Raw genomic sequence first — 13,872 nt, forward strand, 5'->3', positions numbered from 1 at the left:
ATGCATCTGAATCGCCAGGCGCGAATCCAGCTGATCATCTTCACCGTGATCGCACTGATCGCCTTGACCGTGATGGGCTTCCGCTACATGAAGCTGCCAGTCAAGCTCTTCGGCGTCGGGCACTACGTCGTGATGATGCAGTTGCACCGAACCGGTGGCCTCTATGAGACCAGCAATGTGACTTACCGCGGCTCGGAAGTGGGCCGCGTGCAGTCGATCCGCCTGACCGACTCGGGTGTCGTCGCCGCGTTGTCGTTGAAATCCGGGATCGACATTCCGCGCGATCTCAAGGCTGAAGTGCACAGCCAGTCGGCGATCGGCGAACAGTATGTCGAACTCCTGCCCCGCAATACGACGTCAACACCCCTGCGGGATGGAGACGTCATCACGGTCGACAACACCTCGGTGCCACGCGATATCAACGCTGTCCTCGACGCTGTCCGGACCGGACTGCAAGCGGTACCGAACGACAATCTCAAGACGGTCATCGATGAGTCGTACAACGCCGTGGGTGGCCTGGGCCCGGAGCTGTCGACCATCGTCGACGGAACCATCAGGTTGTCGCTCGATGCGCGGGAGAACCTCGATCCGCTACTGGCGTTGATCGACAATTCGAAGCCGATCCTGGATTCCCAGACGAAGACCTCGCAGGCCATCAGCACATGGGCGTCCCAGGTGGCCAGCGTGACACGTCAGCTCAAGGACCACGACGCTGCGGTCGGCGGCATCATCAACGAGGGCGCACCCGCACTGGACGAGGCCCGCCAGCTCGTCGAGCGACTGCAGCCGACGCTACCGATCCTGATGGCCAATCTGGCGAGCGTCGGACAGGTCGGCTTGGCTTACTCCAACGACATCGAACAGCTGCTCGTGTTGTTGCCGCAGTTGGTTGCCATCGAGCAGGGCTCGTTCATGGCCAATGTCAACACCAACCAGCCCTACAAGGGTGCGTACTTGAGTTTCAACCTGAACCTCAACCTGCCACCCACCTGCACTACGGGCTTCCTGCCGGCCCAGCAGACGCGCAGCGCCGCCCTGGTGGACTACCCCGACCGTGCCCCGGGAGACCTGTATTGCCGTGTGCCGCAGGATTCTCCGTTCAATGTGCGCGGCGCCCGCAACATCCCCTGTGAGACCAGACCAGGGAAGCGAGCCGCGACGGTCAAGCTCTGTGAGAGTGACGAGAACTACGTGCCCCTCAACGACGGATACAACTGGAAAGGCGACCCGAACGCGACGGTGACCGGTCAGGACATCCCGCATCTGCCGCCGGGCACTGCGTCTCAGGGACCGCCACCGCCGCCGATCGCCGGTGTGATGTACGACCCCACGACAGGCGGATACATCGGACCGGACGGTCGCCGATACACACAGTCGGACCTCGCCACGAACGCGCCGGCAGAGAAGACGTGGCAGTCGATGCTGACGCCGGCTGGGAGCTGATCATGATCCACGTTCCTGCGTCCCTGGACGAAAGGCTCTGATGTACCCGGGTCTACATGCGCGCACCACCCCCGACAAGCCCGCGATCATCCTCGCTGAGAGTGGCGAGACCGTGACCTATCAGCAACTCGAGCGCAACTCTGCGGCACTTGCCGCAGTGCTGCACGAAGCCGGTCTGCGCCCCGGCGACGTGGTGGCGGTCCTGTCCGACAACGCCGCAGCGGTGTTCGACGTGTACTGGGCCGCCCACCGATCCGGTCTCTACATCACCGCGATCAACCACCACCTGACTCCCGCTGAAGCCGCCTACATCGTCAAAGACTCCGGTGCCCGCGCGTTGATCGTCTCCGCGGATATTCGGGACCTGGCCGTTGAGGTGGCGGGACAACTCGACACCGTCGATGTGCGGCTGGCCTTCGGTGGCGCGGTACCCGGTTTCGCCTGCTATGAAGATGCCTTGACATCGGCGGGTCCTGCTTTGACCGAACAACCGTGCGGCGCCGTCATGCTCTACTCATCGGGCACCACAGGCTTCCCCAAGGGCGTCAAACCCCCACTGCCGCAACGCAGCGTCGATGAACCCGGCGATCCGATCGTCGCCATCGCCAGCGGCATCTTCGGGATGGGTTCCTCCGATGTATATCTATCGTCGGCACCGATCTATCACGCGGCGCCGTTGCGGTGGTGCGGCATGGTCCAAGCTTTGGGCGGCACCGTCGTCTTGATGAAGAAATTCGACGCCGAAGCGACGCTGAAGTACATCGAGAAATACCGTGCCACCGCCGCCCAGATGGTGCCAACCATGTTTGTGCGGCTCCTCAAGCTCGACGACATCGTTCGCGACCGTTACGACCTATCGAGTCTGCGGATCCTGATCCACGCGGCTGCCCCGTGCCCGGTCGATGTCAAGCAGGCCATGATCGAATGGGTCGGTCCGGTCCTCTACGAGTACTACAGCTCTACCGAGGCGCACGGTATGACGTTCATCGACTCCGCGGACTGGCTGGCACACCCCGGCTCGGTGGGTCGCAGCGTGCTGGGTGTGCTGCATATCTGTGACGACCGGGGCACCGAGTTGCCCACCGGCGAGATCGGCACCGTCTACTTCGAGCGCGACCAGCTTCCGTTCGAGTACCACAACGATCCGTCAAAGACCGCCGAGGCGCAGCATCCCGCCCATCCCTCGTGGACAACTGTCGGGGACCTGGGCTACGTCGATGAGGACGGATACCTCTACCTGGCCGACCGCAAGTCATTCATGATCATCTCCGGCGGGGTCAACATCTACCCCCAGGAGGTGGAGAACGCTCTGACTCTGCATCCGGCCGTCCACGATGTCGCGGTGATCGGTGTGCCGCACCCCGAGATGGGTGAAGAAGTCAAAGCCGTCGTGCAACTGACAGCGGGCCTATCGAAGTCCGATGCACTGGCCGCTGAACTGATCGACTACGTCCGCGAGCGGATTGCCCATTTCAAGGCCCCCCGTTCGGTGGACTTCGTCGATGAGCTACCCAGAACTCCAACAGGGAAACTCGTGAAAAACAAACTCAAGGAACAGTTCCGGAGCGGATCCGAACATTGAGCATCACCCCGCTGAACGAGCTTGTTTCCCCAACGCTCCTAGCCGGCAAGGCCGTCTTCATCACCGGAGGGGGCAGCGGTATCAACCTCGCGGTCGCCCGGGGCTTCGCATCCGTCGGTGCCGATGTTGCGATCTGCGGCCGTACAGCGGAGAAACTTGAACACGCCGCTGACGAACTTCGGCGGGCGCATCCAGTGCGGGTGATCACCACTCCGGCTGATGTCCGCGACTTCGATGCCCTGCAGGCTGCGGTCAATTTCGCCGCGGACGAGTTCGGTCGCCTGGACGCAGTCGTCGCCGGGGCCGCCGGGAATTTCTTCTCCGCCGCAGAAGCGATCAGCCCAAAGGGATTCAGAGCGGTCGTCGAGATCGACCTGCTGGGCAGCTTCCACACCGCCCGCGCAGCCTTCGAACACCTCAAAGCCAGCCGGGGCAGCATCCTGTTCGTCTCTGCCGGCCAGGCATACCTGCCGTTCTCCCATCAGAGCCATGTCGGGGCCGCCAAAGCCGGCATCGAAAACCTGATGACCAACCTCGCCCTGGAGTGGGGTCACTACGGAATCCGTTCCAACTCCGTCGTACCGGGACCTATCGAGGGCACCGAAGGAATGCGCCGGCTCACTGCGCCGGTGGGCGTCGAAACGTGGACCGACGCCGTCCCACTCGGACGCTTCGGTCGCGCTGAGGAGATCGCGGCCATGGCAGTGGTTCTGTCCTCACCGCTGGCCAGCTACGTCACCGGAGCTAGAATCGTCGTCGACGGCGGCCTGGGACTGTCGGGGCTCGGCGCAATCAGCCGTGCGGTCGCTGAAGCCACCCAACCATAGAACTGAAGTCACCCACACATAGAAATAGTCGCCTCAACACGAATAGGAGCACCCGTGGCGGTCGATCGACTACTGCCCAACGAAGACGCCGCTGACCTCATAGAACTGACCCGTGATGTCGCCGACCGCTTGCTTCTCCCGATCGTCGACGAACACGAGCGCGCCGAGACCTATCCCGACGGTGTGTTCGCTCAACTCGGCCAAGCAGGTCTGCTCAGCTTGCCCCAGCCTGAGGAATGGGGTGGGGGAGGACAGTCCTACGAGGTCTACCTCCAGGTCTTGGAAGAACTGGCGGCTCGATGGGCCGCAGTCGCGGTCGCAGTCAGCGTCCACGTGCTGTCCTGCCACGCACTGTTGGCTTTCGGTACCCAGGAACAGCAGAACACCTGGCTACCCGGCATGCTGTCAGGCAGCCAGATCGGCGCCTACAGCCTGTCCGAACCCCAGGCCGGCTCCGACGCTGCGGCACTGCGGTGTTCGGCAAAATTCTCCGACGACGGCTACCTGATCAATGGATCGAAAGCCTGGATCACCCATGGCGGCATCGCCGACTTCTACACATTGTTCGCCCGCACCGGCGAAGGTTCCCGCGGAGTTTCCTGCTTCCTGATCCCCGCCGGGATCGAAGGACTCAGTTTCGGAAAGCCCGAAGACAAGATGGGCCTGTGCGCGGTGCCGACTACCGCGGCGTTCTACGACAATGTGTTAGTGCCGACCGGCCGGCGCATCGGTGAGGAGGGCGACGGTCTCCAGATCGCTTTCAGTGCATTGGATGCAGGCCGCCTTGGAATCGCGGCGGTGGCCGTCGGACTCGCTCAGGCCGCCCTCGACGAAGCAACCGCCTACGCCAATGACCGAAGCACCTTCGGCCGCAAGATCATCGACCATCAAGGACTGGGCTTCCTGCTGGCAGACATGGCCGCCGCGGTCGCCAGCGCGCGTGCGACCTATCTGGACGCTGCTCGACGCCGAGACGCCGGGCTGCCGTACTCCCAGCAAGCCAGTATCGCCAAGCTCATCGCCACCGACGCGGCAATGAAGGTCACGACCGACGCGGTGCAGGTATTGGGTGGAGTCGGCTATACCCGCGACTACCGCACCGAACGGTATATGCGCGAAGCCAAGATCACCCAGATCTTCGAGGGCACCAATCAGATTCAACGGCTGGTAATCGCCCGCGGATTAGCGGCGAACCAATCATGAAGGCACGGTCCCTTATTGGCGGATCTTTACGGTAGGCAGGGCGGTGGCCTACGCCGCCAGGTGTCTAGAGCATCCTGGACGCGCCGTAGCTGGGAGATGCATCCGTGCGAACGCGAACAGTGAGGACAGATGGAAAACGAGGAAGGCGGTGGCATCCCAACGCCGGCGGTAGAAGAGACGTCCGAGACGTCGGAACTCGCTGCCCGCGCCGGTGATGGGACGACCACCGCCGAGTCGGAGTCACGCTTGACCGGTCTTGATACGTCACCGATCAGGCTAGGGCGCATCGTTGGGCTAGGTCTCGTGGTCGCACTGGTCGTCCTGTGCGGATGGTTGGCCTACAACACGAACGAAACACGCCAGGACGCTCATCTACGTGCGCTGTTGATACAGGTCGCCAAACAAGGAGCGGTCAACCTCACCACGATCGATTACGAGCATGCTGAGCGCGATGTTCAGCGCATCCTTGATTCGGCGACCGGCCAGTTCCACGATGACTTCCAGAACCGCTCGGCGCCATTCATTGAAGTCGTCAAACAGGCCAGGTCGAAGTCCGTCGGCACAGTCACCGAAGCGGGGTTGGAGTCCCTTGACGGGGAACAGGGCAAGGTCCTTGTTGCCGTTACGGTCAAGACCACCAGTAACGGTAAGGCTGAGGAACAACCCCGCTATTGGCGAATGCGCGTGACGGTCGCCCACGAGGGTGACGGCGCCAAGATATCGAATGTGGACTTCGTCCCGTGAGCGCGGACACGCCTGACGACTCAGCGCCGGAGGAGCAGACCGGCGACAACGAGGAAATCCGTGCCGATGTGAACGAGTCAGTTCGGGCGGACCGGCAACGCAAACTCGTCTTCACTCTGTTACCGGCACTCGCCTTAGCCCTCGGGATCCTGGCCGGCTACCTGAACTGGCAGAATTCGTCTGGACGCCTGTCCAATGTCGCTGCCATGCAATCGGTCGCAGCGGCCCGTGATGCCGCGACGGCAATGCTGAGCTACAACACCGACACCGTGGAGCAAGATCTCAACGCGGCGCGAGACCGGCTCACCGGGTCATTCCTCACCGAATACACCAAGCTTGTCAACGAGGTTGTGATCCCCGGATCCAAGGAAAAGAAGATCTCCGCCGTCGCGCAAGTGCCGGCCACCGCATCGGTGTCGGCGACACCGAATCACGCGGTAGCACTCGTCTTCGTCGATCAGTCCGTCACAATCGGCAAGAGTGCGCCTACCAACACAGCCTCCAGCGTGAGGGTTACCCTGGATCTGGTAGACGGCCGGTGGTTGGTGTCGGGGTTTGAGCCCGTCTAGCGGCTTGCCCGCGAGGGTCCTTTGGCCGCGCTTTGGTGCACGCTTGCTGATGAAGGCATTGATGCCCTCGCGACCGCCGGTGCACTCTGCGATGAGCTGAGCCTGATAGCGGGCTGGCCGGCATACGTGCCGCAGGACGATATCCAGCAGTTTATTCAGCCTGGTGCCATCTGGCTTTCAGCCCATCACTTAGGAGACCCGAACAAATAGATAGATAGATAGATAGATAGATAATTTCTTTCTAATTTTGTCACGTCACTCAAAGATGGCATTTCTTCTGGCGTCACGCCGAACAGCGTTGCCGCTGATCCAGGCTTCTGAGTACAGCGAGGCCGCGACGCCGCCAGGAAACTCGCGACTAGGCGCTCGACTGGTCGGCAACCGTCATGATTTCGGCCGTCGCCGGTGGTCATGCCCGTGCACACGCGGTGCCTGAGGCGCCATATGCCTGACCTGACGGCCCTCACAAATTGCTCGGCGAATACATTGCGGATCAGGTGGCGGTAACCAAAATCTTTTACCGTCCATTCACCGCACTTCTAAATACATATCCAAACAATGCTTATTAAAGCAGGGGCACTTCCAACGATTGAATGAAGAAATTGGTGTGGGTTGATCGGCGCTACTTGCCGAATATTTGCGACCAATTCCTATACGAGTAAGGGTAGGGTCGCATCGTAGTGCTCCTAAGATCCGGGCCGCGTCTCTGGCAACCATCGACGCCGCCGCCATCAGATCTCTAACCTGCGATGATGCACCTCTACGATAGGCGGGAGGTCCGCGAGACGGATACAGGTCGAGGGCGTTCGGAGCGGTGCGAGTTGGACGCAGTCAGGGTAGGTAGGGTCAAACTGAGAACCGGCCTCGCGATGATCGTGAAGTTGGATCGGCCGCTTACCGCAGAAATTCTAGTGTAGGGTTTTTAGACGGCTGGATTATGTGTTGAATCGCTTTACGAATCGTATTATCGGACGGTGTCGCGAAGGGGCTTACTCCACATGACGGAACATGCACCAGGGCGGGGGGAGGCCGGTTGTTAGGCAACGGCGCAGCCTCAGCGCCTGTGCGTGCTGTGGGCAATTTCTTCGCCATGTCTCTCGACGTCGTGGTATATCTCTTCCGGCCCCCGTGGGCGTGGCGGGAGTTCCTTCTGCAGACCTGGTTCATCGCCCGGGTGTCGCTGTTCCCGACGGTGATGCTGGCGATTCCGTTCACGGTCCTGACGACATTCACCATCAACATCCTGTTGAACGAAATCGGTGCGGCCGACTTCTCCGGGACTGGCGCGGCACTCGGCGCCGTCACGCAAATCGGTCCAATCGTCACGGTGTTGGTGATCGCGGGGGCTGGAGCGACCGCGATCTGCGCTGATCTCGGCGCGCGGACCATCCGCGAGGAACTCGACGCGCTGCGCGTGCTCGGAATCGACCCGGTGCAGGCGCTGGTGGTTCCGCGGGTACTCGCCGCCACCCTCGTCTCGCTGATGCTGGCATCGCTGGTCACGTTGGTCGGCATCGTGGGAAGCTTCCTATTCGCGGTGTACTTCCAAGGCGTGACTCCTGGCGCATTCGCCGCCGGCCTCACCCTTCTGGTCGGACCCACCGAGGTCGTTATCTGCCTGGTGAAGGCGGCCATATTCGGTCTCGCTGCGGGACTCATCGGCTGTTACAAGGGCATCTCCGTTGGCGGTGGCGCCCAGGGCGTCGGAGACGCCGTCAACGAGACGGTGGTCTTCACGTTCTTGGCTCTATTCGTCATCAACGTGATCGCCACCGGCGTCGCGGTCAAGGCGACGTTCGGAAGGTGAGGACCCACCAATGACCGCAAGCACAATGTATCCGCGGCTGCAACGGACCCTCGTCGGAGTGGTAGAGGCCTGGAATCAGCTCGGCAGGCAGGCCCAGTTCTACATTCAGACGATCAGGGGTGTCGGTGACGCAACCCTGCGGTATCAGTCCGAGCTGTTACGTCTCATTGCCCAAATGAGCCTGGGCAATGGGGCACTGGCGATCATCGGCGGGACGATCGTCATCGTCGCATTCCTGACGTTCTCGGCCGGATCTTTGATCGCCATCCAGGGTTACACACAGCTCCAGCAAGTCGGCGTGGATGCGCTCGCCGGCTTCACCTCGGCGTTCCTCAACGTTCGACTGGTGGGGCCACTGGTCGCGGGTATCGGTCTCGCGGCCACAATCGGTGCCGGCGCCACGGCGCAGCTCGGTGCGATGCGGATCAGCGAAGAGATCGACGCGCTGGAGGTGATGGGGATTCGATCGGTCGCATACCTCGCTTCGACCCGGGTGGTCGGAGGCGTCATCGTGGTGATCCCGTTGTACTGCGTAGCGGTGCTGATGGCATTTCTTTCCACCAGGCTCGGTGACACGCTGATCTTCGGCCAGTCGACGGGCGTATACGACCACTATTTCAAGACATTCCTGAACCCGTACGACCTCATCTTCTCGTTCCTCCAGGCGATTTCGATGGCTGTCGTGGTCATGCTCGTACACGTCTATTACGGCTATCACGCATCCGGGGGGCCGGCAGGTGTGGGGGAGGCCGTGGGGCGTGCTGTACGCACTTCGCTAGTCGCTGCGGTCTTCGTCACGCTTTTTGTTTCACTGGCCCTCTACGGCCGGTCCGGCGGTTTCAACCTCTCGGGCTGACCATGGAATCATCGCGCGGCGAAGGCCGGTTGAAGCCCGGATGGTGGGCACTGATCCTCGTCTCCACCATCGTCGCCATCATCGTGCTCACCATGGCCAGCTTCACAGACTCCCTTCGGTCCTACACTCCGGTCACGCTGAAGTCAGACCGCGCGGGTCTCGTAATGGAGAACGGCGCCAAGGTCAAACTGCGTGGTGTTCAGATCGGACAGGTCAAGAACATCCGGGGTGGTCGCGACCAGGTCAGCCTCGCGCTGGAACTCGACGGCGACCAACTCAAGTACGTGCCTGCCAACATCAAAGCCCGCATTCGCGCGACGACTGCCTTCGGTGCCAAGTACGTGGACCTCGTTTACCCCGACAAGCCCAGCAGCGCTCGGCTGGCCGCGGGGGCGGTCATCGTGTCCGACAATGTCAGCACCGAGGTCAACACGGTGTTTCAGAACCTCACCGGTGTCCTCAAGCAGATCGACCCCGCGAAACTCAACGGCACGCTGTCGGCTCTGGCCGAGGGACTCCGGGGTAAGGGTCAGATGCTGGGAGTGGCGATCTCGGACGGTAATGAAGTGCTGCAACAGATCAACCCACGCTCAGAGGCCATACGACGGGACTTGAAGTCGCTCAACGGTTTCAGCGACACCTACGCTGCGGCGGCCCAGGACATCCTCACCGTCCTTGATGCGGCCAGCACCACCAGCAGCACCATCGTCGAGAACGCCAAGCAGCTGGACTCGGTGCTCTTAAGCGTGACAGGGCTGTCCAACGCAGGCGTCAATCTGCTTGCGCCGAACAAGGACAACCTCATCACCACCGTAAACCAGCTCGAATCCACCACCCGCCTCTTGATGAAGTACGACCCCGAGTTCACCTGCATGTTGCTGGGCGCCAAGAATGTCATCGATACGGGATTCGAGACTGTCACCGGCGGCGCGAACGGCAAGTCCGTCATCCTCGACGTCGCACTCCTGGCCGGCGACGAGTCCTACAAGTTCCCCGACAACCTGCCCATCAACGGCGCCAAGGGGGGGCCGGGTGGAAAGCCCGGCTGCGGGTCGCTCCCGGATGTCGCGAAGAACTGGCCGGTCCGCAACCTAGTGACGAACACGGGGTTCGGCACCGGACTGGACAACCGTCCCAATCCGGCCATCGGATTCCCCGGCTATGCCAACTACCTGCCGGTCACCCGCGGTATCCCGCAGCCGCCGAGCATCCGCAACCAGGGCGGACCCGGTCCCGGGCCGATTCCCTACCCGGGTGCGCCCGCCTACGGCGCCCAGCTCTACGCGCCCGACGGAACGCCGCTGTACCCGGGCCTGCCGCCGGCCCCGTCTCCTGGAGCGCCACGCGAAGCCGGCCCGCCACCGCCTGGATCGGAACCGTTCCCCGTTCCCAACCCGGCAGGCGTGCAACCGACGCCGGCAGTCCCGGTCCCCAACCCCGGAATCCCCGGGCCATGACAACTGCATTCACAACTGGACACGTCGGGAGGTATGAGTCGTGAGGGACAACCTGGGCGGTGCCATCTGGCGCCTCGCCATCTTCATGACGGTCTGCTCCCTGGCAATCTTCGCCATGTTCGCCATCTTCGGACAGCTGCGTTTTCAGTCCGGGAAGGCCTATCGCGCGCTGTTCGCCAACGTGACGGGGCTCGAGGTTGACCAGTTCGTCCGCATTGCGGGGGTCGAGGTGGGCAAGGTCAAGAACATCTCGATCCTGCCGGACACCACCGCGCTGGTCGAGTTCAACGCCGACGACTCGGTGGTTCTCACCCAGGGCAGCCGCGCAGTCATCCGTTACGACAACCTGATCGGCGGGCGCTACATGGAGTTGGAGGAGGGCGTCGGTAGTACCAAACGCCTCAATCCCGGCGACACCATCCCGCTGGCACAGACCTCGCCGGCGTTGGACCTCGATGCCCTCATCGGTGGCTTCCGACCGTTGTTCCGCGCGCTGGATCCAGATCAGGTCAACGCGTTGACAGGTCAGCTGATCGCGGCGTTCCAGGGGCAGGGTGCAACGTTGACGTCCTTCTTCAATCAGACTGCGGCGCTGACGAATACGTTGGCCGACCGTGACCAGCTGATAGGGCAGGTAATCCTCAACCTCAATACCGTGCTGGGATCGCTGGGTGATCAGAGCACACAATTCGCCAGGGCAGTCGAATCGCTTTCGGATCTGGTCAAGACCCTCGCTGACCGCAAGCAGGACCTTAGTAACACCGTTGCCTATGCCAACGCAGCCGCTGGCGGCATCGCCGATCTCCTCGCCCAGGGGCGCCCCCCGCTCAAGAAAGTCGTGAACGAAACTGACCGCACGGCAGGGATAGTGGTCGCCGACCATGACTTCGTGAACAACCTGCTCAAGACGCTGCCAGACGCGTATCAAATTCTTGGACGCCAGGGTCTATACGGCGACTTCTTCGCCTTTTATCTGTGCGAGATCGTTCTCAAGGTGAATGGAAAAGGAGGCGAACCGGTGTATGTGAAGCTGGCCGGCCAGGACACTGGGAGGTGCACGCCGCGATGAAGATGTTCGCAGAGCGCAACCCGTTCATCATGGGAGCCACCGGCATCGGGGTCACCGCCATCGCCATCATCGCGGCACTCAACTACGACAAGCTCCCGTTTGTCGACCAGTCCACGGAATACTCCGCATATTTCGCCGAGGCCGGCGGGTTGATTCCCCTGGCACCCGTGCAGGTTTCGGGTTTCAGGGTTGGCCAGGTCGACAGCATCGAACTCGACGGACCGCGGGTTCTGGTCAGGTTCAAGGTCGCTAACGATATCCACCTCGGTGATCGCACGGAGGCGGCGATCAAGACCAAGAGCCTCCTCGGCGCGAAGATTCTCGAGGTCATCCCTCGCGGTGATGGGCGTCAGTCTCAACCGATTGCGATGGATCGCACACGTTCGCCCTACCAGTTGCCCGATGCCCTGGGCGATCTCACAACCGCAATCAGCGGTCTGGACACCACTCAGATCTCGGACTCACTCGCCGAACTTGCCACCACCTTCTCCGACACGCCTCCGTCCCTGCGATTGGCGATCGCCGGGGTCTCCCGCTTTTCGCAAATCCTGGGCAAGCGGGATGCGGAACTTCGGAACCTGCTGTCCAATGCCAACAAGGCCACTGGTGTACTCGCCGAACGCAGCAATCAGATCGTCGATCTTGTGAAGAACTCGAACGCATTACTGGCGCAGCTCCAAACGCAAAGAGCTGCCCTAGACCAGATCTCGGGCAATCTTTCTGCGGTCGCACTACAGATCAAGGGCGTCATCGGCGATAACCGCAGCACTCTCCAACCAGCCCTGGACAAGCTGAACGGCGCGCTCGCCATGATCGACAATCACAAAGCCGAAGTGCAGAAGTCGATCAAGGGATTCACCCACTACGCCACCTCGCTGGGTGAAGCGGTGTCCTCGGGCCCCTTCTTCAGCGCCTATGTGGCCAACCTTCTGCCTGGGCAGTTCGTGCAGCCCTTCATCGACGCTGCATTCTCTGACCTGGGATTAGATCCCAACGTGCTGGCGCCATCCCAACGTGCTGACCCGCAATTGGGTCAGCCCGGGACTCCGGCGCTGCCGGTGCCGATGCCACGAACAGGCCAGGGCGGAGAACCGAACCTCACCCTGCCCGACGCAATCACCGGTAAACCTGGCGACCCGCGCTACCCGTACCGTGAACCTCTGCCGGCACCGCCCCCCGGTGGTCCGCCGCCGGGGCCTCCGGCGCTGGGCCCGCCCAACCAGCAGCCGGCCATGGGGCAAGGCGTGCGCCAGGTACCGGGCCTCAGCGCGGGGGATGAAGGATGAAGCCTCCCCGCTTCACGCGGTCGGTACTGGCCGCGGTACTCACGGTACTTCTGGTCGCCGGTGTGCTGACCGTGACCACGTCTGCCACGAACGTCAACCGTGTCCACGTAGTCGGCTACTTCGCCAACAGCAACGGCATCTTCGTCGGCGATGAGGTGCGCATCTTGGGGGTGCCGGTCGGCAAGATCGACAGAATCGATCCCGAACCCCTGCGCGTCAAGATCAGCTTTTGGTATGACGACAAATTCGCTGTGCCCGCCGACGCCAAGGCCGTCGTTCTGTCGCCCTCGTTGGTCAGCGTCCGCGCGATACAGCTGACCCCTGTCTACACCGGCGGCCCCAGGATGGCGGACAAGGCGGTTATCAACCAGGACCGCACCGCGGTTCCCGTTGAGTTCGACGACTTCCGCGTCCAGTTGCAGCGACTGACGGAGACGCTGCAACCGACCCAACCCGGCGGAGTCAGCACCCTCGGTGCCTTCGTCAACACAGCCGCGGACAATCTGCGCGGGCAGGGTGGCAATATCCGCGACACGCTGATCAAGCTGTCTCAGGCGTTTTCGGCGCTCGGTGATCACAGCGACGACCTGTTCACCACCGTCAAGAACCTGTCGATATTGGTGGATGCACTTGAGAGCAGCCGGGACCTGCTGCGCAATCTCAACCTGAACTTCGCAGCGACGACAAGCCTGTTGTCCAACCAGCCCAATGAGCTGGGACATGCGACCGCTGACATCAATGCTGTCGTCGCGGATGTCCAGAGCTTCGTCGCCGACAATCGCGAATCGCTCGGTACCACTTCGGACAAGCTCGCGTCGGTGTCGACGGCACTCGACGAGAGCCTTGACGACATCAAGCAGGTGCTCCATACGTCGACCCCGGCGTTCGCGAACTTCCTGAACCTCTATCAGCCGTCTCAGGGGGCGCTGACGGGCATCCTGGCGACCAACTTCCTCTCCAACCCGCTGCAGTTCCTTTGTGGGGCAGTGCAGGCGGCATCGAAGCTTGGAGCCGAAGAATCTTCCAAGC

Annotated in this window: 12 protein-coding genes; all 12 read left to right on the forward strand. The window is 62.0% G+C overall.

The window, feature by feature from the left end:
- Complete coding sequence (locus tag ACR2JI_RS02420; protein ID WP_526387637.1) at positions 1-1,443, forward strand: MCE family protein; 1,443 nt, start codon at positions 1-3, stop codon at positions 1,441-1,443.
- Between the two features lie 40 nt (positions 1,444-1,483).
- Positions 1,484-3,025: an AMP-binding protein gene (locus ACR2JI_RS02425; RefSeq protein ID WP_526387639.1), complete on the forward strand. Its 1,542-nt coding sequence runs from the start codon at positions 1,484-1,486 to the stop codon at positions 3,023-3,025.
- Positions 3,022-3,852 carry an SDR family oxidoreductase gene (locus ACR2JI_RS02430; RefSeq protein ID WP_526387641.1) on the forward strand — a complete coding sequence of 277 codons (831 nt, stop codon included), beginning with the start codon at positions 3,022-3,024 and terminating at the stop codon, positions 3,850-3,852. Before ACR2JI_RS02425 ends, ACR2JI_RS02430 begins: the two co-directional genes overlap by 4 nt.
- Positions 3,853-3,906: 54 nt before the next feature.
- A complete protein-coding gene (locus ACR2JI_RS02435) occupies positions 3,907-5,055 on the forward strand; it encodes an acyl-CoA dehydrogenase family protein (protein WP_526387643.1) in 1,149 nt (382 codons plus the stop codon).
- Positions 5,056-5,184: 129 nt separating this feature from the next.
- On the forward strand, positions 5,185-5,799 hold the full coding sequence (locus ACR2JI_RS02440; protein WP_526387645.1) for an Rv1363c family protein: 615 nt from the start codon (positions 5,185-5,187) through the stop codon (positions 5,797-5,799).
- The gene (locus ACR2JI_RS02445; RefSeq protein WP_526387647.1) at positions 5,796-6,368 is read left to right on the forward strand and encodes a hypothetical protein; all 573 of its coding nucleotides are present in this window, start codon (positions 5,796-5,798) and stop codon (positions 6,366-6,368) included. Before ACR2JI_RS02440 ends, ACR2JI_RS02445 begins: the two co-directional genes overlap by 4 nt.
- 1,090 nt (positions 6,369-7,458) lie before the next feature.
- A complete protein-coding gene (locus ACR2JI_RS02450; RefSeq protein ID WP_526387649.1) occupies positions 7,459-8,175 on the forward strand; it encodes an MlaE family ABC transporter permease in 717 nt (238 codons plus the stop codon).
- A gap of 10 nt (positions 8,176-8,185) precedes the next feature.
- Positions 8,186-9,031 carry an MlaE family ABC transporter permease gene (locus ACR2JI_RS02455; RefSeq protein WP_526387651.1) on the forward strand — a complete coding sequence of 282 codons (846 nt, stop codon included), beginning with the start codon at positions 8,186-8,188 and terminating at the stop codon, positions 9,029-9,031.
- Positions 9,032-9,033: 2 nt separating this feature from the next.
- On the forward strand, positions 9,034-10,488 hold the full coding sequence (locus ACR2JI_RS02460; protein ID WP_526387653.1) for an MCE family protein: 1,455 nt from the start codon (positions 9,034-9,036) through the stop codon (positions 10,486-10,488).
- Positions 10,489-10,528: 40 nt separating this feature from the next.
- Entirely contained in the window at positions 10,529-11,557 is a 1,029-nt protein-coding gene (locus ACR2JI_RS02465; protein WP_526387655.1) for an MCE family protein, read from the forward strand.
- Complete coding sequence (locus ACR2JI_RS02470) at positions 11,554-12,843, forward strand: MCE family protein (RefSeq protein WP_526387657.1); 1,290 nt, start codon at positions 11,554-11,556, stop codon at positions 12,841-12,843. The genes ACR2JI_RS02465 and ACR2JI_RS02470 overlap by 4 nt, the downstream gene beginning before the upstream one ends.
- Positions 12,840-13,872 (forward strand): MCE family protein (locus tag ACR2JI_RS02475; RefSeq protein ID WP_526387659.1); only part of this gene is annotated, 1,033 nt, incomplete at its 3' end. The genes ACR2JI_RS02470 and ACR2JI_RS02475, both read left to right, overlap by 4 nt.

The sequence above is a fragment of the Mycobacterium sp. genome (assembly GCF_051006775.1).
Taxonomy (GTDB): Bacteria; Actinomycetota; Actinomycetes; order Mycobacteriales; family Mycobacteriaceae; genus Mycobacterium.